The 21,820-nt window shown below is 67.9% G+C and carries 17 protein-coding genes; 12 read left to right on the plus strand and 5 right to left on the minus strand.

Going from position 1 to position 21,820, the window contains the following annotated elements:
- Nucleotides 1-184 precede the first annotated feature (184 nt).
- Both UA74_RS06015 and UA74_RS31545 read left to right on the plus strand, forming a co-directional pair.
- Nucleotides 185-9,634: a TreTu family toxin gene (locus tag UA74_RS06015; protein WP_075763974.1), complete on the plus strand. Its 9,450-nt coding sequence runs from the start codon at nt 185-187 to the stop codon at nt 9,632-9,634.
- A 329-nt stretch (nt 9,635-9,963) separates the two neighbouring features.
- A complete protein-coding gene (locus UA74_RS31545) occupies nt 9,964-10,443 on the plus strand; it encodes a hypothetical protein (protein WP_157434013.1) in 480 nt (159 codons plus the stop codon).
- A 193-nt stretch (nt 10,444-10,636) separates the two neighbouring features.
- On the opposite strand, the gene UA74_RS06020 is transcribed toward UA74_RS31545, so the two are convergent.
- Nucleotides 10,637-10,783, minus strand: a complete 147-nt coding sequence (locus UA74_RS06020; RefSeq protein WP_083682962.1) for a beta-1,3-glucanase family protein — start codon at nt 10,781-10,783, stop codon at nt 10,637-10,639.
- 11 nt (nt 10,784-10,794) lie between these two features.
- On the opposite strand from UA74_RS06020, the gene UA74_RS32685 reads away from it, so the two are divergent.
- Nucleotides 10,795-11,532 carry a polymorphic toxin-type HINT domain-containing protein gene (locus UA74_RS32685; RefSeq protein ID WP_232237807.1) on the plus strand — a complete coding sequence of 246 codons (738 nt, stop codon included), beginning with the start codon at nt 10,795-10,797 and terminating at the stop codon, nt 11,530-11,532.
- Between the two features lie 597 nt (nt 11,533-12,129).
- Here UA74_RS32685 and UA74_RS06035 read toward each other — a convergent pair.
- Nucleotides 12,130-13,308: a glycoside hydrolase family 64 protein gene (locus UA74_RS06035; RefSeq protein ID WP_075763976.1), complete on the minus strand. Its 1,179-nt coding sequence runs from the start codon at nt 13,306-13,308 to the stop codon at nt 12,130-12,132.
- Nucleotides 13,309-14,083: 775 nt separating this feature from the next.
- On the opposite strand from UA74_RS06035, the gene UA74_RS31555 reads away from it, so the two are divergent.
- Together UA74_RS31555 and UA74_RS06040 are read left to right on the plus strand one after the other, a co-directional pair.
- Nucleotides 14,084-14,221 carry a hypothetical protein gene (locus UA74_RS31555; RefSeq protein ID WP_157434014.1) on the plus strand — a complete coding sequence of 46 codons (138 nt, stop codon included), beginning with the start codon at nt 14,084-14,086 and terminating at the stop codon, nt 14,219-14,221.
- A gap of 186 nt (nt 14,222-14,407) precedes the next feature.
- A complete protein-coding gene (locus UA74_RS06040; protein ID WP_075739405.1) occupies nt 14,408-14,908 on the plus strand; it encodes an FBP domain-containing protein in 501 nt (166 codons plus the stop codon).
- 432 nt (nt 14,909-15,340) lie between these two features.
- Here UA74_RS06040 and UA74_RS06045 read toward each other — a convergent pair whose 3' ends face one another.
- Entirely contained in the window at nt 15,341-16,282 is a 942-nt protein-coding gene (locus tag UA74_RS06045) for an aminoglycoside phosphotransferase family protein (RefSeq protein ID WP_083682963.1), read from the minus strand.
- 228 nt (nt 16,283-16,510) lie between these two features.
- Here UA74_RS06045 and UA74_RS31560 point away from each other — a divergent pair, with 228 nt between their 5' ends.
- From UA74_RS31560 to UA74_RS06055, 3 genes are read left to right on the plus strand one after another with little or no spacing between them, the layout of a single operon-like run.
- Entirely contained in the window at nt 16,511-16,657 is a 147-nt protein-coding gene (locus tag UA74_RS31560) for a hypothetical protein (RefSeq protein ID WP_157434015.1), read from the plus strand.
- Nucleotides 16,654-17,667, plus strand: coding sequence for an ABC transporter ATP-binding protein (locus tag UA74_RS06050; RefSeq protein WP_318533288.1), 1,014 nt, complete (start codon nt 16,654-16,656; stop codon nt 17,665-17,667). The genes UA74_RS31560 and UA74_RS06050 overlap by 4 nt, the downstream gene beginning before the upstream one ends.
- Entirely contained in the window at nt 17,664-18,416 is a 753-nt protein-coding gene (locus UA74_RS06055; RefSeq protein ID WP_075739407.1) for an ABC transporter permease, read from the plus strand. Before UA74_RS06050 ends, UA74_RS06055 begins: the two co-directional genes overlap by 4 nt.
- Nucleotides 18,417-18,785: 369 nt before the next feature.
- Here UA74_RS06055 and UA74_RS06060 read toward each other — a convergent pair whose 3' ends face one another.
- Together UA74_RS06060 and UA74_RS06065 are read right to left on the minus strand one after the other, a co-directional pair.
- Nucleotides 18,786-18,980 (minus strand): DUF397 domain-containing protein, encoded by a 195-nt coding sequence (locus tag UA74_RS06060; protein WP_075739408.1) that lies wholly within the window; start codon nt 18,978-18,980, stop codon nt 18,786-18,788.
- Complete coding sequence (locus tag UA74_RS06065; protein ID WP_075739409.1) at nt 18,949-19,821, minus strand: helix-turn-helix domain-containing protein; 873 nt, start codon at nt 19,819-19,821, stop codon at nt 18,949-18,951. The genes UA74_RS06060 and UA74_RS06065 overlap by 32 nt, the downstream gene beginning before the upstream one ends.
- A gap of 340 nt (nt 19,822-20,161) precedes the next feature.
- On the opposite strand from UA74_RS06065, the gene UA74_RS31565 reads away from it, so the two are divergent.
- The 4 genes from UA74_RS31565 to UA74_RS06085 all read left to right on the plus strand — a co-directional run bounded on the left by UA74_RS31565 (nt 20,162) and on the right by UA74_RS06085 (nt 21,798).
- Nucleotides 20,162-20,332, plus strand: a complete 171-nt coding sequence (locus UA74_RS31565; protein ID WP_157442170.1) for a hypothetical protein — start codon at nt 20,162-20,164, stop codon at nt 20,330-20,332.
- Between the two features lie 47 nt (nt 20,333-20,379).
- Nucleotides 20,380-20,871 (plus strand): hypothetical protein, encoded by a 492-nt coding sequence (locus UA74_RS06075; RefSeq protein ID WP_075739411.1) that lies wholly within the window; start codon nt 20,380-20,382, stop codon nt 20,869-20,871.
- Nucleotides 20,868-21,116, plus strand: coding sequence for a hypothetical protein (locus UA74_RS06080; protein WP_075739412.1), 249 nt, complete (start codon nt 20,868-20,870; stop codon nt 21,114-21,116). The genes UA74_RS06075 and UA74_RS06080 overlap by 4 nt, the downstream gene beginning before the upstream one ends.
- A gap of 112 nt (nt 21,117-21,228) precedes the next feature.
- On the plus strand, nt 21,229-21,798 hold the full coding sequence (locus UA74_RS06085; protein ID WP_157434017.1) for a hypothetical protein: 570 nt from the start codon (nt 21,229-21,231) through the stop codon (nt 21,796-21,798).
- Nucleotides 21,799-21,820: the final 22 nt, after the last annotated feature.

Genomic DNA, 21,820 nt, shown 5'->3' on the forward strand with positions numbered 1-21,820 from the left:
CCGTTGGTGTCGAGGTGAGTCTTGTGCTCCGTCCAGCGCTCCCGCATTGTTTGCTGCGGCGATCTCGAGGTGGGCTCGATGATCGTTCGGTCACGGCTGTGCGGGGGTAATCTTGTCTGGGTTCGACGCTGCGCGTTCGGCTCCTACGACGCGGCGGCGGTCGCCTGTCGTCATCGGTATCGCGATGGCGACGGCGGTCGGACTGTTCGCCGGGCTGATCGGCCCTGCCGCGTCGGAGCTGGCGCTCCGCGAGCAGCAGGAGCTGCTGCGGTCGATGGTGGACCCGGCGTCCATCCCGTCTCCGGAGCAGGCCTGGGGCATGGCGGCGGACCTGCCGACTCAGGAGGGCGAGCGGGACGACGACGACCTCTGGCCTCGATCGGCGTTGGCCGACCATCCGCAGCTCGAGATGCCTCCGACTCCCGAAGCCGAGCCCAACACCGCGGAACCGGTGGCGGCCACCGCGCCCGAGGCCGCCGGTTTCGATCCGGAGACGAGCCGGGAGCTCCCCGACGAACGGGCCGAGCTGGAGCGCACCTTCGCCAACGCCGACGGGACCTTGACCACCGAGTTCAGCCAGGAGCCGGTGAACTTCCTCGACGAGCAGGGCTCATGGCAGCCCGTCGATCCGACGTTGGTGGAGGTCGAGGGCGGCGGCTGGCGCAACTCCGCCGACTCGGTCGACATCCGGATCGCTCCGGAGGCGTCGGGAACGATCTCGGAGTTCACCGTCGCGGACGGCGGCACGGTCGGGCTGGCGCTCGAGCAGGCCGACGCGGTCGCAGGCGTGGCCGACGGCGATCTGGTCGCCTATGCCGAGGTCCGGCCGGGTGTCGACGTCGAGATCGAGTCCCGGCCCGGCGGGGTGACTCAACGGCTGATCCTCCACAGTGCCGAGGCGGCACAGGACGTGGTGCTGCCCCTGCGCACCTCGGACCTGACGGCCTCGCTCGTCGACGGATCGGCCGTGCTCGCCGATGAGGCTGGTGCTGAGCAGGCGCTCATCGCCGTGCCGACCACCACGGATGCGAACCGGGACGACCGCTCCGGCGACTATCGGGACCCCGGCACCTCGGAGATCGAACTCGTCGAGGGCGAGGCGGGGGAGCAGGCTCTTCGGGTCGTCGTCGACTCTGAGTGGCTGGCTGATCCGGCCCGCGAGTTCCCCGTGATCGTGACCGCGTCCGTCGAGACGCTGGCCGACCACGACGGAGCGGGCAGCACCGACAGTGTGTCGGTGATGCGCGACGGCAGCGGGTCCACCTGGAAAGAGGCGAACGACGAGATCAAGGTCGGCACGGTCGGCTCTGGCGTGGACCGAATCCAGAGCGCCGGATACCTCAAGTTCGGTGGCGTGGAGACACGGCTGCGGAATCACCGCATCCTGGGCGCCCGGCTCAACCTGCACAACTTCCACTCGTACTCCTGCCAGCCTCGACGGGTGACGGTGCACGGCGTGACGGCACCGTGGTCCTCGGGAGACTCCCTCGGCTATCCCGGCCCGGCGCACGGCTCGTCGTTGGGCAGCGCGAACTTCGCCTACGGCCATATCGTCAGCGGGTCGACCACCTCCAACTGCCCGAACAGCTGGGCGGGAATCAGTCTCGGCTCCGGCGGGACGGACCTGATCCAGGGCTGGGTGTCGGGTTCTCGACCGAATCACGGTCTGACGGTGCGGGCCTCCGAGTCCGATGTGTTCGGCTGGAAGCGCTTCACCTCGCATCGCACCGCGAACCCGCCTCGGCTGTCGATCACCCACAGCCCGTACGACGCCGACTATCGCTTCGTCGAGGCCGTTCCCGAGCCGCCGGTGACGCGGACCCAGGGCGGGACGATCCAGCTCGAGGTCACCAACCGAGGCGCCCAGACCTGGACCCCGTCGACCTATGCACTCGAATACCGGCTCTTCCGGGCCAACGGCTCGATCATCAGCACCCGGCCCGCCGCCAGGTTGACGGGCGACGTGCCGCGCGGATCGTCGGTGACGCTGGAGGCGAACATCAATCCCCTAGAACCGGGGGATTACTGGCTCGACTTCACGATGCGCCGGACCGGCAGTACCTTCTTCACCGATCACCAGGTGCCCCCGGCCCGGCTGGCGCTGCGCACCTTCGAGATCCCCCCGGTGTTGACCGCGCAGTATCCGCACAACGGCCATCTCGCGCCGACGCTGACGCCGCAGCTGTGGGCGGCGGCGATCGACGTTGACGCGCCCCCGGACGCGTCGCTGGACTTCAAGTTCGAGATCTGCGGAGACGGCGCGTGCCACGACTCGGGCTGGCAGGACAGCCAGACCTGGACGGTGCCCGAGGGACTGCTGCGCTGGTCGCAGGAGTACACCTGGAAGGCCTTCGCAGGCGACGGCGCGACGGAGAGCGAGGCCGTCGGGGACAGCACGCTGATCACGGCCGTGCCGCAGCCGGAGATCACCGCGCACCTGGGCAACGCCCCGTACAGCGCGAACGTCCGCGACTTCGACGCGCAGGTCGGCAACTACTTCTCCTCCGCGATGGACGTGTCGGTCCGCACCGCCGGGCCTGCGCTCAATGTGCTGCGGACGTACAACAGTCTCGATCCGCGTCGGGACCTGGCCTTCGGTTCCGGCTGGGCGAGCACCTATGACATGCGGGTGGTGCCCGACGCGGACGGCTCGGGCAACGTCGTCGTCACCTACCCCGACGGCCAGCAGGTGCGGTTCGGTCGGAACCCGACCGGGACCTTCTCCGCGCCACAGGGCAGATACGCCAGCCTCAGCGCCGTGCCGGAGGGCGGCTGGGCGCTGTTCGACAAGTCTCGGACCACCTATCGGTTCAACGACGCCGGTCGGCTGACCAGCATCCTCGACGCGCACTTCCGCGCAATGAACCTCGGTTACGACTCGGCCGGTCTACTCCAGACGGCATCGAGCAGGCCGGGCGGCCGCTCCCTGCACTTCACCTGGGCAGACGGGCATGTGACCTCGGTGACGACCGACGCGGTCGACGGCGAGGCACTCCGATGGACCTACGCCTACGACGGTGACCGGCTGGTCGAGGTCTGCGATCCCACCGACGGCTGCACCCGCTACGACTACACCGAAGGCTCCCACTACCGGACCACCGTGCTGGACTCCAGACCAGACTCGTACTGGCGGCTGGGCGAACCGGGCGGAGCGGTGGCGACGAGCCAGGTCGGCCTGCACCTCGGGGAGGACGACGGAACGCACCACGGCGTCGAACTCGGGGTGCCAGGAGCGTTGAGCGGCACCGGCGAGACGGCCGCGCGCTTCGACGGCACCGCCTCCCGGGTGGCGCTCCCGGCGGGCGCGGTGAGGAAGAGTCGAGACCTCGCGATCGAACTGTGGTTCCGGACCACCGACAGCGGACCGCTGGTCGGCTTCCAGACCAGGGAGTTCGGCAGCTCCCCCGGTGGATCGCTGCCTGCGCTGTACGTCGGCACCGACGGGCGCCTGTACGGGCAGTGGTGGCAGGGCGAGGCCGAGCCCATCGGCACCACCGAGACGGTGAACGACGGCGAATGGCATCACGCGGTGCTCTCCGGTTCGCTGGCGACGCAGACCCTCTACCTGGACGGGGCGGAGGTCGGCAGCCGCGACGGCGAGATCGACATGTTCCACACCCACGGCCAGCTCGGCGTCTCCTACCAGGTCGGCGACGACGACTGGCCCGGCTGGCCCGGGCAGTCACCGTGGTATTTCGAGGGCGACATCGACGAGGTCGCCCTCTACCAGCGCCCGCTCGGCCTGCCCGCCGTCCAGGCGCACTACGCCGCCGCAGCCACCTCGGCCCAGCTCGTCGAACTGACGCTGCCGAGCGGCCGGATCGCCGGACAGATCACCTATGACGACGTCAACGAGCGGGTCTCCGAGTACACCGATCGGGACGGCGGGACCTGGCGTCTCGGGGTGCCCCACTACGGCGGCAGCACTGACAATCCGATCCGCAGCACCGACCTGGCCGATCCCGCCGGTCGTCAGCACCACTACGACTTCGACCCGCTCCACGGCCGAGCACTGCGCTACGTCTCGCCGGTCGGCCTGACCGTCCGCGAGGAGGACCTGCCGCCGGACGCGGAACCGGTGGACCCGCCGGACTGCGACCTCACCGAGGAGGGGTTCTGCAGCATCCCGGTGCGTCCGGGAGACGACTGGGGCAACGCCCAGCCCGTCCAGGGCCAGGGCGTGCGCACGCTGACCTACGACGAGTCCGGTTTCCAACAGACCATCACCGACGAACTCGGCCAGCAGGTCACCTTCACCAACGACGAACGAGGAAACCGGCTGTCCACCCGCACCTGTCGGACCTCCAACGCGGACTGCCACACGACGCGGTACAGCTACTTCCTCAATCCGGGGCAGATGATGGACCCGCGCAACGACCGGCTCATCGCCGTTCGTGACGGGCGATCCAGCGGCGCGGACGACGACCGCTTCCGCACCACCTACACCTACGACAACGACGGCGAGCTGATCACCGAGGTCGCCCCGGACGGCGGAACCACCCGCCACACCTACAGCGAAGGCGGCGAGGCCGCGATCGGCGGCGGCAACGTCCCGGCCGGAATGCTGCTCGCCAGCACCGATGCGAACGGAGCGGTCACCAGCCGGGCGTACTACTCCTCGGGCGACCTGGCCGAGGTCACGCTGCCGAGCGGTCTGCGCACCCGCTATACCTACGACGCCCTGGGCCGGACGGTCGTGGAGACGGAGTTCTCCGACTCGTTCCCCGACGGGGTCACCACCACGACGGCCTACGACGCGCTGTCGCGCCCGGTGGAGACGATCGCGCCTGCGACCACGAATGCGGTGCACGACACCGGTCACCTGCTGCACACCACCACGGCCTACGACGCCGACGGCAACACGGTTCGCGTCGCGACCCAGGACGGCCCCGAGGGCGATCCGCGCGTCAGCACGGTCGACTTCAACGAGCAGGGCCGCGCGGAGCGGGTCACCGACCCCGAGGGCGGCGAGACCAGCTATGGGTACGACCACTTCGGCAACAACACCTGGACCGTCGACGCCGCAGGCAACCGCTTCGAATACGCCTACACGCCGACGAACCAGATCGCCGAGGTGCGCCTGCGCGGATGGAACGGCGACCCCGAGGACGTCGAGGAGCAGCCCCAGGACTACCTGGTCCTGGAGGCGAACACCTACGACCGGAGCGGCCGCCGTGCCTACCACAGCGATGCCATGGGCAGGCTCACCCACTTCGAGTACTTCTACGACGGTCTCCTACGCCGCGTCACGCACCTGGACGTCGCCGACCCCGACGGCGGCGAGCGGGACATCGTCGCCCAGGAGAACACCTATGACGCGGCCGGAAACCTGATCGGGCAGGTCGACGCCGAAGGCCTCGACACCGAGATCACCGTGGACGCGGTCGGCCGGATCACCCGGACCGATACCGCAGGCCCCCGCCGTTCCTCGGCCTTCACCCATGACCCCGTCGGCAACGTCACCTCCGTGACCCACGCAGGCGTCAACTCCAACGTTCCCGGCCTCGGGGCGGCCTCGCCGCACGTCACCGAGTTCGAGTACGACGAGGCGGGCAGGCCGGTCACCGAGACCGTCGTCAACGACGGCGAACGGCTGACCACTCGGCGGGCGTTCGACCAACGCGGTCTCCTCATCACCGAGACGGACCCGCGTGGCGCGGTCCAGGACGCCGATCCGGCCGCATTCACCACCGATCTCGCCTACGACGAGGTGGGCAGGCTGGTGTCGGTGACGGCGCCGCCGGTCCCGGTCGAGAAGCCGGGGGCGCCCGCAGAGACGATCAGGCCGACGGCGGTCACCGGGTACAACGCCTTCGGCGAGGTCGTCGCCCAGCGCGATCCCAACGGGGAGATCACCGAGTTCGACTATGACGATCTAGGCCGGGAGATCCGGCTTTCGTCGCCGTCCTACCTTCCGCCGGGTTCCGACGAGCCGATCCGGTTGTCGACCGAGACCAGCTACGACGCGCTGTCCAACGTGCTGTCCGTGACGGACGGGGCGGGGAACTCGACCAGGTTCGTCTACGACCAGCTGTCCCGACTGACCGAGGTGCACGACCCGCCCCGCGTCGACGGCGCGGAGCCGGGGGTGTGGCAGTACACCTACACCCGCGTCGGCGAGCTCCTCTCGGCCACCGACCCGACCGGGGCGAGGGTCGAGGCGACCTACGACGATCTCGGCAGGCAGATCACGCACACCGCCTTGGAACGGCATCCGACCACCGGGGCCTTCACCACCGACCTTCGCTACGACGACGTCGGCAACCTGCTCAGCACCACCGATCCGAGCGGCGACACCACGACTTACGAGTACGACGTCCTGTATCAGCCGATCCGCACGATCGACGCGGCAGGCGTGCGCACCGAGACCGGGTACGACGCACTCGGACGGCCGCTGCGGGCCGTGGACGGAGCAGGCCGGGTCACCCTGGCCCGCTACGACCAGGCGGGGCGGATCCTGACCGAGACGAGCCGGGACCCGGAGAGCAACGCGCGGCTGCGCGAGACCTCCTTCACCCATGACGCGGCGGGCAACCAGACCGGTGTGACCGATCCGGTGGGGGCGACGAGCACGTTTGTCTACGACGCGTTGGGTCGGGTGGTCGAGCAGACCGAGCCGGTCGCCGAGGGCGAGTCGATCACGACGTCGTTGGGTTATGACGCGGCGGGGAATCCGACGCGGTTCACCGACGGCCGGGGTCATGCCACCTACACCGGTTACAACAGTCTCGGGCTGGTGGAGTCGGTGATCGAGCCTGCCACCGAGGCTCATCCGGCGGCGGCGGATCGCACCTGGACCACGGCGTACGACGTCGTGGGTGATCCGGTGCGGATGGTCTCGCCGGGTGGGGTGACTCGTGATCGGGTGTTCGACGCCCTGGGCAACCTGGTGCGGGAGAACGGCTCTGGAGCGGAAGCGCCGACCGGTGAGCGAGTCCTGGACTACGACGCGCTGGGGCGCGTGACCGCAGCGGGAACGCCTGCGGGGTTGAACACCTACGGCTACGACGACCGAGGGAACCTGGTCACGGCGGGCGGGCCGGGCGGGGTGGCGCAGTTCGGCTACGACGCCTCGGGCAGGCCGGTGTCTCGGATCGACGATGCCGGGCAGGCGACGTTCTCCTACGACGACGGCAGGCTGGCATCGGTGGCCGACGGGCTCACCGGCGTGGGGCAGGAACTGGGTTATGACGAGGCCGGGCAGCTGTCGAGCATCGACTACGGCGACGGCCGGGTTCGTGCGCTGATCTATGACGAGTTCGGCAGGCAGACCGGGGACGTCCTCACCGACGCGGGCGGGGCGGAGATCACCGCGATCGAGTACGGCTTCGATCTGGCCGACCGGCTGACGTCGAAGACGACCTCGGGGACCGCAGGGGCGGGGGAGAACACCTACGGCTACGACCTGGCAGGGCGGTTGACGTCGTGGGCTTCGCCTGCGGGCGAGACGACCGAGTACGACTGGGATGGCGCTGGGAACCGGATCGCGGTCGGGGACAAGACGGCCGCTTATGACGAGCGCAACCGCCTGCTCTCCGACGGCGACTACACCTATGAGCACACCGCCCGAGGCACCGTGGCCGGTCGGGACAGCTCCGGGTTGGTGGAGGAGTTCTCCTTCGACGCCTTCGACCGGCTGATCGCCCGAGGCGGCACGACGTACGACTACGACGCGCTGGACCGGGTGGTCGCCCGCAACGGCGTGGGCGGGTTCTCCTATGCCGGGCTCAGCATCGAGCCGGTGTCCGACGGCGCTTCGGTCTTCGGCCGGGGCCCAGACGACGAGTTGTTGGCCTGGTCTGATGCGGACGCGGTGGCGTTGGCGGTCTCGGACCGGCACGGGGACGTGATCGGCGGACTGCCGGTCACCGGCGCTGCCCTGACCGGCTCCCGCGCCTACGACCCCTTCGGTCAGGTCGTCGACACGGCCGGATCGACCGGGATCATCGGGTTCCAGGGCGACTGGACCGACCCTGACACCGGCATGACCAACATGGGCGCCCGCTGGTACGACCCCGCGAGTGCCGCGTTCCTGTCTCGGGACGACATCGACCTCCCGAGCAGCCCGTCGATCCTGACGAACCGGTACACCTACGGGGCGGGGGCGCCGACGAACTTCGTTGACCCGGATGGGCACCTACCTTGGGCTGTGTGGCTTGCCATCGAAGCCGCGAAACAAGCGGCGAAGTACTGCGCGAGGAATCCCAGGAAGTGTGCCGACGCAGGAAATTCGATTGTGGACGGGATCAGTAACGCCTGGGATTCAATGACGAACCGGAAGGTTCCCGGTTCGGCCAGCGCGGCTCCGCCTTCAACCAACGGGTGGTATGACCAGGCGAACAACAACTGCTTCCCGACGTGTGCAGCGTCTGGCAACAATGGTGGCGGGTGGGGACACTGGTTCACGAGTTTCTGGGCTGGGATGAACTGGAGTTCCGGCAGCGGCGGCGGATCTGGATTCTGGTACCTCTCCGGGCCTGGTTCCGGCTCCGGCGGTGGGACCTGGACCTACTATGTACCGCCGCCCCCGGACCCGGCAATCGAGGCACGCCGACTGAACCGCGAGAACGCAATCGAGAACCCGGTGGCGTTGCCGGACGGCTGGGACGACCCGTGGTACGGCGACGGTCCTGAACCGTCGGTGTCGACGTCGCCGTCGTTACCTGCGTGGGCGGTCGGGGATCTGTCGGACCGAGTGGAGGACGTGGCTGCGTCCTACGAGCAGTTGCAGCGTGATCTTCTCGATTCCTCGGGGCCGGTGATCACGAACATCTCCGTGCACGATCAGGCTCCGTCGGAGGTCTCCTACACCGATCCGACGAACCTCACCGATGCCGGCTCCTGCGATACGTCGAACAGCTTCGCTGCGGGCACCGAGGTGCTCATGGCGGACGGGTCGACGAAGCCGATCGAGGACGTCGGGGTCGGTGACGAGGTCCTGGCAACGGACCCGACCACGGGCGAGACCAGCGTTCAGCTGGTGACGGCAACGATCGTCGGCGACGGCGTCAAGCAGCTGGTCGACGTCACCATCGTCACCGAAGACGGCAGCACGGACACGATCACCGCGACGGCCGAGCACCCGTTCTGGGTCGCGGACCTGGACGCCTGGGTCAACGCCGAGGACCTGGAGCCGGGCCACCGCTTCGAGACGGCGGATCACCGGGATGCCTCGGTCTCTGTCGTCGATGCCTACGACGCGCCACGGCAGGTACACAACCTCACCGTCGGTCGACTGCACACGTACTATCTACTCGCTGGGCAGACACCAGTCCTCGTTCACAACAGCGGTGGCCACTCCCCAGACGACGGGATGGTGACTGTTGGACGTTGGATGTCTGGGGCAGAGCATCAGGCGATGATGGAGACCGGAATGGTTCAACGTGGTGGGGGTGGTTTCACCTACGTTGTGTATCCGGCAAGTCGTGACGCATACATATCAGCACGTCCGGGATCCGTTTACGCAGAATTCGACGTGCCACAATCTTCACTTATTCCTGGCGGCAGGCCGGGGGACTTCAAGATGTCAGATTCTGATACCATATTTGCTCGTCTGGCGCAGAAGAAGGGGAACCCTGTTCCTCAACTCCCTGAGGCGAAGAACATCAAGCTGGGAGGATGGGGATGTTCCTAGGTGGTGCGCTGTTGCAACGGGCACAGGAGTGGATCCGAGAGGAAATCCATAAGATAGAGGCTCTGCGGGATATTTCAGAGATTGAGACATTCCCTAATGAGGGTGAGCTGACGTCGGTGAGCTGGATCCTTGATGGCGGTAACTTCATGGCCCAGGTGGTGCTATGGGATACCGGGGAATTCGAGGAGGATCTGGCGAACGCGGAAACGGGTCAAGTTCGGACGCGAGGTGGCCACCTGGCGTCGCCTGGTGATCTCGAATCCTGCCTAGCGACTGCTCGTGATTGGGTTCTCCAGGACCCATGTCATCAAGGCCGCGGGGAGGGTTGAGTGAGGGTAGTCGAGTTCCTCGCAGAGGCGGCGCTGACGGGGAAGGTTGCCGGCCTTGGCCTCGGCGTCTCAGCGGAGCGGATACGTGATGTGCTGGGGAACGAGAGCGTCGCGGGCCGGACGAAAAAGTCTCTGCGGTTGGACTACGGTATTCTCGAGTTCAACTTCTTATCCGGATCCTGCGAGACGATCGGTATACAGGTTCATCGGCTAGTGCACGGCAGCGATGGATTGATTCCCGCCGCTCTGGACGTATCGTTTCGAGAGGTTGAGGGCGCTGTTCATCTCGGCCCAGTGCGCAACGAAATCGAGCGAGGTGGGGGCTACTCGTTGGAGGAATGTCAATCGCAGCATGGGTATCGGCGTTATCGCGTGGCCGGATCTCACGTGAACCTTTACGTCGTCGCTGAGACTCCGCCGGGTAGTCATCTTCTCGCAGCCGAAGATCTATGGTCTGTCTTGATCTCGAATAAGGGCTGATAGCCGCTTCGAGGGCAAGACTCGCCACGCCGGATGGCATCGGGGCGGACGGTGTGATTCCGAGCCGTTGGGCTCAGACTGGACGACGACGTCCCACACCGCGAGCGATGCGACCCCGCTCGGGGAGCTTCGGACTCCCCAGGCGGAGCATCGGCATCGGATCAGAGCCCGATTGCGGCGGCGCCCGCGCCGATCAGAACGGCGTCAGTGTCACCGTGATGCCGGTCGGGGCGTGGTCCTGGACATAGGAGGCGAACTCCGCGACGTCGTCGAAGGGGAAGCCGTAGGAGCGGCCGTCCACGGCGTTTTCGTGCAGCACCCGCGAGTAGTGATTGGACACGGGGGGTGCTCATGGCGGACGGGTCGACGAAGCCGATCGAGGAGGTCGGGGTCGGCGACGAGGTCCTGGCGACGGACCCGACCACAGGTGAAACCAGTCCTCAGCTGGTGACCGCGACGATCGTCGGTGACGGCGTCAAGCAGCTGGTCGACGTCACCATCGTCACCGAAGACGGCAGCACGGACACGATCACCGCGACGGCCGAGCACCCGTTCTGGGTCGCGGACCTGAACGCCTGGGTCAACGCCGAGGACCTGGAGCCGGGCCACCGCTTCGAGACGGCCGACCACCGGGATGCAGCGGTCACCGCCGTCGACACCTACAGCGCGCCACGGCAGGTGCATAACCTCACTGTCGACAGGCTGCACACGTACTATGTGCTGGCAGGAAGATCCTCGGCTCTTGTTCATAATTCGGAATGCGGACCTGAGCTTTCGATCGACGAGGGTCAGTTCGGTAAGAAGTGGGGAAAACATGCTCAGGACTACGGACTTAACCCCGGTGATAGTTCTTCGCGGCAGTGGTTCCGTAATAAGATCACGGAGGTTCGCGGGTCTTGCGATGAGGTGCGGCAAGGCGATTGGAATCCATTTATTGGTGGGGGAAGTGATTATTTCTTCTATCGTCGAGGAAGTGATCTTCTCGTGACAAAGAGCAGCGGGCAGTTTGTCACGATGTTTCCCATGAGTAAGCCAAATAGGTGGTTTGAGCAGGCCGAGGATTATCGGGGATGGTCGGCAAATGATTGAGCAGCGGGTTTCTGATTTTCTGAGGGTTGGGCAACGTATTACGTCGGCGTTCGGTATCACGTATCTCGCTAGGTGTGGCATATCTTCGTCGTTCGAGGCTGTGGAGTTCTTGCTTGACCAGGAGGATTCGGTTCTCCTTTATTGTGGTACAGATTGGCAGATGGGCATATCGGAAGGTCGATGGCCGCTGCTGCCTGGGTGGTGCTGGCCTGACGATAAGTGGAGCTATGAACCCATAATCGGAATCGGAGAATGCGGCCTCGGCGAAATACTGAAAATTTCGATAGTTGTCAATTCTGTTGACGAGTGGAATGGGATCACGTTAGATTTCCGCACCGCGCGTCTTGTCCTGTGGTCAGGTGAGTGCCTGTCCTGGGAGATCTCAGATAAGAATGTCTAATAGTCCTCCAAGTCGAACATAAAATGTGACGATGATCCTCGAAGCCGCTGCCAGCGCATCATTTCAGCATCGTTCACTAAAACGTTCCACCGACGTCCCACGCCGCGAGCGATGCGACCCCGCCCGGGGAGCGTCGGACTCCCCAGGCGGAGCATCGGCATCGGATCAGAGCCCGATTGCGGCGGCGCCCGCGCCGATCAGAACGGCGTCAGCGTCACCGTGATGCCGGTCGGGGCGTGGTCTTGGACGTAGGAGGCGAACTCCGCGACGTCGTCGAAGGGGAAGCCGTAGGAGCGGCCGTCCACGGCGTTCTCGTGCAGAACCCGCGAATAGTGGTTGGACACGGGCGTGCGGTAGAACGACGACGCATCGGTGCTGGGGGCCACCGGGTTGTCGTGCAGCGTCGAGCGGTTGAGGCCGGAGCCGAGGACGGCGGCCACCGGGCCGGTGACGCCGTCGTTCGGGGCGTCCAGTGCGCCGTTGCAGTACAGCACGTCGGAGGTCGTCGGCCTGCTGAATGCGGAGACGCCGCCGTCGAACTCGAAGACGTCGCCGTTGACCCGGCCGGTGAAGGTGCGGTTGTTGGCGTTGACGGTCAGGTTCTCCGATGAGTATTTGCTCCACACCTGGTCGATGTAGGGGTCGAAGTAGTTCGCGTCGAACAGGCCCGAGTTGATGCCGTGGCCCGGCGCGATCACCCGGAGGTCGTCGACGACCAGCTGGGCGAAGTCGGGGTCCTGTCCCACGCCCGAGAAGATTCCGGCGCGGCCGCCGTCGACGAGCGTGCCGGTGGTCTGCGACTGCTCGCCGGTGAGGTCGATGGCCAGCGGGACGCTGAACATGTCGACCATGGTGGTGTTGCAGTACATCCCGGTGTCGTCGAACGTGAACTCCATGCAGTCGTGCATGACCTCGTAGTTCGGGTCGGCCGAGACCCAGCCTGCCGGGTAGACGAGTGCGTCGCCGGGATTGACGCGGAACTTCAGCTTCTCGCCGAGGGAGAAGTAGACCCGGCCGGACATGCTGGACAGGTTGATCGTGGTGTTTCCGCTGCTCTCCAGGGGGATCGAGTAGTCGGCGTAGCCGTCCGGGCCGTTGTCGGCGAGGGAGACGGGAACGATCGCGCCCTCTGGCGTGATGCGGGACTGCCTGCCGGTGATGCGGTCGACGCCGACGATGTAGATGTGGATCGAGGCGTTGTCCCAGTTGCCGGTGTTGTTGACGATCGTGAGCGGCAGCGTGTGGGCGTCGACGGCGAGTCTGCGCACGCCTGCGGTGGTCGGTTCGGTGCTGCGGGGTCGCAGTTCGGAGGCGAGGGCGATTCCGCCGAGCGCTGACGCGGCGAGGCCGCCGAGGAACAGTCTCCTGGTCGCCATGCGAATCTCTCCTGATCTCCGGCCCTGAGGCCGGGTCTCCCCGCCCGCCGACGTCAGGGGGACGGCGGGCGGGGGAGCTGTGCTGGACTTGCCGGGGCTGCCGGGCAGGTCTTCTCGCGGTGATCACGCCGTGTCGAGGTCGCGGGCGAGATCCGGTCTTGGTGCCGGTCTTCCGCCGGGCGCCGAGCTGCGGGGTCTCCGCGTGGTGCGGGCGGCTCGGGCGGGGGCGCGCTGGGGAGGGCGCGCCGCCGAACCGCCTCCTGTGCTCATCAAGTCGCGATCACTCCTCGGTCACGGAACCGCATCGGACCTGCCGGCGCCCCTATGAGAACGCTCTCACCGCTGCCGATCAATAGGCCGGATGGTGTAGTGGTGCCGCCGTTCGGGGCAGTGACGGTCGATTGACCAGCGACGGCGCCGCAATTTCACCCGTCCGGCTCTTTTGTGAGCTGAGCCTCGACTGTCCGCGGCCGAGGCTCGGCCGTTCAGACGACGATGCGCCATCGACACGAGCAAGGCCTCGGCCGCCACCACGCCTCGACATCGCGCGGTGCAGCGGTGATCCGTTGCCGACGTGGTTCTGTCGTCGACGCGCTCCGGGACCGCAGACCACGCCGCTCCTGCCCGATCCCCGCGCCGGCCGTCGCACGATTGCGCCACCAGCACGGAGGGGGACGTCGATCAGCCCGACGCAGCCCCGCGCAGACCTGTCCGCCGCCGGATGATGCCGCCGCCACGCCTTGGCCGAATCCCGGCGGATGACTATCTTGCTGTCATGCACACCGTCGCGGTTCTGGCGATGGACGGCGTCGTGCCGGTCGATCTGTCGATCCCGGTGGGGGTGTCGGCCAGCCAGGCGGCACCAGCCCGCAGGCCTGTCGCCGCGCGTTCCGGGGTCGGCGACCGAGGGTGAGCGGCCACCACACCCGAGCAAGGCCGACAGCGGGCGGCAGGCGGAAAACCGGTGGGCACGGCCGACGCTGCCGGCCTACGGTCCGCTAGAAGACAGACGGGGCACCCGGCCTCGTCCGCCTGCGGCTGCCCTGCGGCGACTCCGCACGGCCGTCGCGGCGAACGGCTGCGCAATGAGGACACGGTGATGAAGGCCCTCTCCCAGGACGAGATCAGGAAGTCGTTCGTGAACTGCTCGAAGGGGGAGGCGAAGTCGCTGTCCCTGCCGTCGCGGTTCGACGAGATCGCCTGGGAGGTTCAGGACTTCCTCGGCTGGCGGGACGCCAAGGCGAGGGAACGCGCGTATCTCGTGGTGCCGCAGGGCGAGGAGACGATCGGGCTGGCACTGCGGGCGGCGCCTGCCCGCCGCAGCGGACTCCGGTCCAACATGTGCGCCTTCTGTCTCACCGTGCACAGTCTGAGCGACATCGCGCTCTTCTCGGCGCGGCGGGCAGGCGCGGCAGGCAGGCTGGGGAACACCGTCGGCACCTACGTCTGCGCCGACCTGGCCTGCCCGCTTTATCTGCGCGGCAAGCGCAAACCCGACATGCGCCAGACCAGGGAGAGTCTTACCGAGGACGAACTCCTCGCGCGGATGATGGGCAACGTGCACGGCTTCGTCGAGCAGGCGTTGCGCGCGGACGTCTGACGCGGCCTCCCGCCTGCCCGCGCAGCGGTCGATAGGCGAGCGGCCTGCCCGTGTCAGTGCGCGAGGTGCTTCAGTGCGACGGCTCGCCGGAGTACGGCCGCCGTCGGCGAGGGGCGGCCTGCCCGACCGGTTCGGGTGACTTCTCAGGCTGGTCTGCCGCCGACCGGAACGCCACTCGATCCTCCGTGACGGCGCGAGGGCGCGGCGTCCCACGCCTCCGCCGCGCCGCTCAGGGCGACCGAGCGAGCAGGACGAAGCGGTGACAGCTAGACCGACAGCGGGCGACCCCGCCGCATCTCCTCGTGCAGCATGCGCGACCGATCCGAAGGATGACGTCGAAGTCCGAGAGGTGCCACGGCGTGCTGCGCAGGAACAGCACCGGTGCACCGATGTCGCCAGGGTAGAAAGCGGTGCCGCCCGACGTCTTCGGTCTCAGCCCTCGGCGCGGAGCTCGTCGAGCAGCCGCCTGCCCTCGGCCTCGAAGCCGGGATCGTCGTGTTCGTGCGCCCAGACGATGGTGGTCAACGCGCCGTGGGCGTCCCGGCAGCGTTGGACGTGCAGTTCCTCCTCGGTGGGCCGCCTGCCGTAGCCCGCGTAGAACGCATCCCCCAGCTCGGGGCGCTCCCGCCACTGGCGATGCGTCATGCGGCTGGTTTCCTGGAGCCACCGGTCGAGACCGACGGCGCCGAAGTCGATCACGCGCAGGACGCCTGCCGCGTCTACCAGCCAGTTCCTCGGCTGGTAGTCGAGGTGACAGGGCACCGTCATCGGTGGTGGCAGTCGGGCCAGTTCAGCGATCCGGTCGGCGACGAAGTCGATCTCGGCCCGGCTCAGCAGGCCTGCTCGGGAGCCTGCCCCCGCCCAGCGGTCGAGGCTCGCGGTGAGTTCGGCCGCGTAGGCCGGGGCGGCGACCGGCGGGGCGCTGTCGTGCAACAGCCTGCTGAGCCTGCCCGCCTGCTCGTAGGACGCCGGGTCCTGGTGCGCCGGATCGGCGGGCATCGGTTCGCCGGGCACGCGCGTCATCACGATCAGCCGCAGGGCGTCGTCCTGGTGGATGAGTTGCGGGGCGTGCTCCCCGAGGATCGGCGCCAGCGTCCGCAGGGCCGCCAGTTCCTTCCGATACCGCGACGGACGCAGGATGCTCTTCGCGATCCAGCGTCGTTCGTCCTCGGCCGCCAGCTCGACGACCACCGCCTCGCCATGGGGCATCGAGCGATCGGCGACGACCTTGTGACGGCCGAGCAGCGGGGCGCAGTGGTCTCGGATCGCCGCGATGAGCATGGTTCGATCCGGCTGGTCGAAGGCCGAGATCGGGATGCGTTCGTCGCTCGCCATCGGAGGCGCGGCGTCGGCGGCGGGAGAGGGCACGGACATCGTGGCGGGCTCCGATCTCTGGACGGGAGTGGGCGGAGGCTGCGGACGTCGTGGCCGGGGAGCCCGCAGCGGGTTCGGACGGCGGAGCCGACCTGCGGAACGAACCGAGAGTCCACCGTGGGACGACGGCGGCAAGGCGAATGGACGACCCTAGCGGGCGCTCCGGGGAGAAGCGGCCCGCGCTCCTGGAGCAGGCGAGCGGGCGGTGCCGGAAACGCCTTCCGGTGCGTGGCAGGCCTGCTGCTCGAACATCGAGTCGTCGATGATCACCGCCTGCTCGGCCGGGTGGTCGAGCCCGTGGTCCGAATCGACATCGACGCCGGGGCGCACCGAGGCCAGAAGCTGACCGCAGTCGATCCTAATCTGGCCGCATGAACAGCACGATGGTCCGAACACGGGGCTTGACCAGGCATTTCAGCGTCAACAAGCAGACCGTCGAAGCGGTGCGCGGCGTGGACCTCCACATCGAGGCGGGTGAGACGGTCGCGCTGCTCGGCCCCAACGGTGCGGGCAAGTCGACCACTCTGCGGATGCTCACCTCCCTGTTGCCGCCCACCTCGGGACACGCCGAGGTCGCCGGGTTCGACGTGGCCGCCGAGCCACGGGCGGTGCGCAGGCGGATCGGTTACATCGGGCAGGGCAACGGTGCCGCGCACAGTCAGCGGGGCCGCGACGAGCTGATCAGCCAGGGCCGGGCGTATGGCCTGCCGATCCCGGCGGCCCGCCGCCGCGCCGCGGAACTCATCGACTCCCTCGATCTCTCGGCGGTCGCCGACCGGGTGGTCTCCTCGCTGTCCGGTGGTCAGCGGCGGCGGCTGGACATCGCGCTGGGTCTGATCCACTCGCCCACGCTGTTGTTCCTGGACGAGCCCTCCACCGGACTCGACCCGCAGAATCGGGCGAATCTCCGACAGCACATCCTCGATCTGCGAGCCCGGCACGGCACCACCGTCGTGCTCACCACGCACTACCTGGAGGAGGCGGATCAACTCGCCGATCGAATCATCGTCATCGACCACGGCCTGGTCATCGCCGACGACACTCCCGCGCGGCTCAAGGCGGAGCACGCGGGCGATCGGATCACCCTCGAGTTCGCCGACGCTCCGACGGCCGCGCAGGCCGCCGCGCACGCCCGACGTCTCCTGGGCCCGGCGCGCATCGAATGTCTCGGCCCGTTGCTCGTCGTCGAGGCCGTGGGCGGAACGGGGCTGGCCCCGATGCTGCTGCGCGGCATGAATGACGCGGGGCTGACGGTGTCCGCCGTGGAGGTCGCGCGCCCCACCCTCGACGACGTGTTCCTCAATCTGACCGGTCGCAGCCTCCGGGAGGACGGCTCGTCCGTCGAGGCCACCGACGTCCCGGCCCGACAGGGAAGTGCGGCATGAACACCACTCTGCTCGGTGACGTCGTCACCGTCTTCAGCCGCGAACTGCGTCCCGTGCTGCGCAGTCCCTTCTCGATCCTCGTCTCTCTCGTGCAGCCGCTGTTCTTCCTGGCGCTGTTCATGCCGCTGCTCCCGGAGGACGTCGGCGGCGACGTGGCGGCCCTCGCCTGGTTCGTCCCCGGCGTCATCGTGATGTCCTGTTTGTTTGGCACCTCCACCACCGGATCGAACCTCCAGTTCGAGATCCAGACCGGCTCGCACGAGCGACTGCTCGTCTCGCCGCTGCGCAGGCCCGCGCTGATCATCGGCCGGTCGCTCAAGGAGATCGTGCCGGTCTTCGCGCAGGCGGCGATCATCCTCCTCGTCGCGTTCCCACTCGGCTTCCGGCCGAACCTGCTGGGCGTGCTGGTCGGCCTGGTGATCCTCGGGGTCTTCTGCGTCGGGCTCGGTGCGCTGTCGTTCGCACTGGCCCTGGCCGCGCGGAATCAGGAGTGGATGTTCTGGACCGTGCAGCAGACGCTGCTGTTCCCGTTGATGCTGCTCGGCGGGATGCTGCTGCCGGTCGACGACGGTCCCGGCTGGCTACAGGCCGTCGCAGGCTTCAACCCGCTGTCCTACGTCGTCGAGGCGCAGCGGGCCCTGTTCGGCGGCGAGATCCTCTCCACGACGGTGGGCGCGGGCGCGGTCGCGGCCGGGTCGGTGGCCGCAGTCGGCCTGGTGGTCGGCGTGCGGGCGATGCGGCGGGCCTGAGAGCGGTTCGCGGACGGTTCCCGTTCGCCTGCGCGGCGACGGCGGTTCGAGCGGGTTCGCGCGGCGAATCCGTGATCGGCGGCGTGGTCGGTGCGGTGCTACTGGGCGAGACAGGACTTCGGTGCGCAGCGCCTTCCCCGGCACGGTCCTCGGCCGGGGCGGGCCTTCGGCGCCGAACCCGGCTGCACGGCGCGCGCCATCGCCTTGGCCCCGGAGAGACCGGACCTTCGCCGCCGTGCAGTCGGGCAGGGGCCTGTCCCTGGGCGAACACCAGGCTGACGATCTCGGCTGCCGGGGTCCGCCGGCCTGCTCCGGGTCGGAACGGGCGGCGCCGAATGCGGTGGCCGTCACTCGACGCCGGGGTACTTCTCAGCCGATTCTGCTGGTCTTGACCGCGCCGAGGAACGTCGTGAAGGCGGAGTGATCGACGAGCAGGGTGCCGCCGTCGCGGTTCTTGGTGTCGCGGATGCCGACTAAGCCGGGGGCATAGCCGATTTCGACGCAATCGGATGTGCTGCCACTACGCGACGCCTTACGCCACGCCGTGAGGCGTACCGTCGTCATGTCCGTGCTCCATCTCCGTGAGGCGATGCCTGATCAGCTCTGCTGAGGCGGTGGCGCTGAGCGCCACATCACGAACTTTAGCTGCGGCCTCGATGTACTCGGCCACATCCTCGGCGTCGTCTTCGTCGAGGAACAGCCCCGACGCGCGGTGTTCGAGGTGCACGACCGGATGTGTCTTCGGAAACTCCAGCACCACAAAGGAACCTTCCAACCCGTCGTGCCATTCGACGTCGAGCCGGACCACCTGAATGGTGATGTTCGGCCGGTCGGCCATCGTCAGCAGGTGTTGGAGCTGCGCGGCCATGACCTCGAAGCCTCCCAGCCGACGTAGCAGGACACCCTCGTCGATGATCGCGTGATAGGTGATCGCCGTCCTGTCCAAGATGGCCTGCCTGCCCATCCGCAATGCCACGCGGCCCTCGACCTGTGATTTCGGCACCCGGGCTCCACGCATGATGGCGCGGGCGTAATCGGCGGTCTGGAGCAGCCCAGGCACCAACAGCGGTGTGACCGTAGTGATCCGCTCAGCTGTCGACTCGAACTCGGCCATCGCCGTGATCTGCGGCAGCAGGCCGTCGATACCGACCTCCAGCCAGCGGGGTTGCAGGGCGTCTCGTGCCATCTGCACGATGCGCTCGCGTTCGCGGCCGGTGACGCTGAAAACGGTGAGGATCGATGCGACGTCCTCGGGGCTGGCGAGACGTTTGCCGGTCTCGGTGTGACTCATGGTGGTCGGCGAGTACCCGATCGCCCTCCCTACTTCGGCCAGGGTGAGGCTGTGCTTCTTGCGAAGCTCGCGTAGCTCAGCGCCGATCGCGCGAGCAAGTGCTTTGGACGCCATGTCCGCCTCCAGCGGTCGACTTTCACCCGGTTGAGCCGTTGAAAAACTTTGGCAAATAAGCGATATTTTGGCAAAGATAGCGTTTTCGCTGGTCGGAGTTGGCTCCGGCCAGACTGGAAAGGAGGCTACTCATGCCGCGACAAGCCTTGAGCGGCGACCTGCACTCCCTCGTGGCCTTCGTGGCGCGGGGCGTCATCGACACTGGCCGCAGGAGGGACGACGAGCCGGGGCCGCCGCGTCTGCTTCGTAGTGCGCCCGGCATGCGCGGGGGGAAGACCGAGCGGCTCCTCTTCGGTTCCGCCTCCTCTGACCGCCTTTCGCCGCAGGGAGGTGACACCGCGTGATCGGCCTGATCGCCCTCGGCGTACTCCTGCTCGCCGCAGGATTTCCCCTCGCATTCTGGGGATATCGCCCGCCGCCTGTTCGAAGCGCACACGTCCGCAGCGTCGCTCTCGCGTCGATCCTGGCCCGGTTGACCGAGGAGCGACTGGCGATGGCGGTGCGGTTATGACCCGGCTGGATGCATCGTTTCTTGATACCGATACTCGGAGTGGCAACATGTTCGTCACCACGGGCGGGCACGGCGTGCTCGTCGAAGGAGTCCGCCCGGGGGCCGACCCCGTGCGGGCCGCGATCAGCGCGACGGACGCGGTCGACGTGCTCGACTCCCTGAAGTCCGGGCGGACGATCGACCTGCCCGCGATCAACGGCGTCACCGGCACCCGGCGGCTTCAGGTCCGGCCCCGTCCGGACGGGGTGGAGATCTCCATCCGCAGCCGAGCCGCGGTGCTGGGCCGCTGGTTCGTCTACGCCGATCGTGTCGCCGAGCTGGCCGACGCACTGCGCCGGGCGCTGACCGCCGCCCGCGCTACGAACGGCATGGACACCCCGAACGGCATCGACACCCCGAACAGGTCCGACACCGCCGTCCGAGGTGCTGCCGATGTCCTCGTCGGGCTCGGCTCGGCTGCCGACGCCCCGCGTAGGGCGACTGCCCTGTCCGGCCATGTCGCGCCCGCCGCCGAGACCGCCTGCGGCGGCCGACGATGACGGGCGGCCCCTGGTTCGTCCGTGCCGTCGAGGACGGGGGGACCCATCGCGCCGAGGCCGAATACTGGACCGCCGACGGCCGCGTCCGTATCCGTCCGGTGTGTGATTCGACGACGGTGTTCACCGCGCTGAACCGCGAGCCCGTCGCCGTGCCCTACTACGACGAGCAGCGGTGCCCGGTCTGCCTGGCCGCCGCACCGGAGCCCCGCACCACCCGGCCACGCCACCTGGCGGTCGTCCGATGAGGACCCTCACGACGTGGACCGCCGTGGCGGTCGTGCATCGGTTGCGGGCGGCGCGGGTGCGGCCCTATGTCCGCGCGGTCACCGGGGGCAGGGGATGACGGGCGAGCGGGAGGTGACTGACCAGCCGATGCTGCGCAGCCAGGACGCGCTTCCCGTCGTCGGATTGATCCTGGATCGACATCTGGTGTTCCTGGACGTCGGCGACTCGGTCCCCCTCGACGGCGACGTGGCCGAGACCCTGTGTCGGGCACGAGTGACCATCGGCCCGGCGCCCGCCGAGGTGCTGCCGGGCATTCCGGCCACCCACGTGGCCGATTGTGCGGACTGTCAGGCCGTCGCCGATGCAGGATGCCGGGCCGACCTCGAACCGGCGACGGCATCGGTCGGCGCCGAATCCGTGGTGCGGGCCTTCGTTCGGCGGGTCGGTGCCGTAGCGGTGCACATCGTCGAACTCGACTCCGCCCAGGATGCGCCGGAGGTCCTGGTTGCGCTCTGCGGACAGGTCTTCCCGGCGGGGGAGCCGCTCGACAGGCTGTCGCTGGGGGACGGCGCCCCATGTTTTCGCTGCCTGCTGCGGTCGTTACCGGGCCTGACCCGGCCCCGCCGAGCCACCCGCGAGAGACAGACGCACCGCACCGGACGATCTTGTCGGCGTGATCGTTTCAGTGTCGATCAAATTTAGTTGTCATTTCAACTAGAGTGGA

The organism is Actinoalloteichus fjordicus (genome assembly GCF_001941625.1).
GTDB lineage: Bacteria > Actinomycetota > Actinomycetes > Mycobacteriales > Pseudonocardiaceae > Actinoalloteichus_A > Actinoalloteichus_A fjordicus.

Bases quoted from the DNA above. Each gene is read 5' to 3' on its own strand.
- UA74_RS06015 (WP_075763974.1), top strand. From the start codon at position 185: ATGGCGACGGCGGTCGGACTGTTCGCCGGGCTGATCGGCCCTGCCGCG.
- UA74_RS32685 (WP_232237807.1), top strand. From the start codon at position 10,795: ATGGCGGACGGGTCGACGAAGCCGATCGAGGAGGTCGGGGTCGGCGAC.
- UA74_RS06035 (WP_075763976.1), bottom strand. From the start codon at position 13,308: ATGGCGACCAGGAGACTGTTCCTCGGCGGCCTCGCCGCGTCAGCGCTC.
- UA74_RS31555 (WP_157434014.1), top strand. From the start codon at position 14,084: ATGCACACCGTCGCGGTTCTGGCGATGGACGGCGTCGTGCCGGTCGAT.
- UA74_RS06040 (WP_075739405.1), top strand. From the start codon at position 14,408: ATGAAGGCCCTCTCCCAGGACGAGATCAGGAAGTCGTTCGTGAACTGC.
- UA74_RS06045 (WP_083682963.1), bottom strand. From the start codon at position 16,282: ATGTCCGTGCCCTCTCCCGCCGCCGACGCCGCGCCTCCGATGGCGAGC.
- UA74_RS06050 (WP_318533288.1), top strand. From the start codon at position 16,654: ATGAACAGCACGATGGTCCGAACACGGGGCTTGACCAGGCATTTCAGC.
- UA74_RS06055 (WP_075739407.1), top strand. From the start codon at position 17,664: ATGAACACCACTCTGCTCGGTGACGTCGTCACCGTCTTCAGCCGCGAA.
- UA74_RS06060 (WP_075739408.1), bottom strand. From the start codon at position 18,980: ATGACGACGGTACGCCTCACGGCGTGGCGTAAGGCGTCGCGTAGTGGC.
- UA74_RS06065 (WP_075739409.1), bottom strand. From the start codon at position 19,821: ATGGCGTCCAAAGCACTTGCTCGCGCGATCGGCGCTGAGCTACGCGAG.
- UA74_RS06075 (WP_075739411.1), top strand. From the start codon at position 20,380: ATGTTCGTCACCACGGGCGGGCACGGCGTGCTCGTCGAAGGAGTCCGC.
- UA74_RS06080 (WP_075739412.1), top strand. From the start codon at position 20,868: ATGACGGGCGGCCCCTGGTTCGTCCGTGCCGTCGAGGACGGGGGGACC.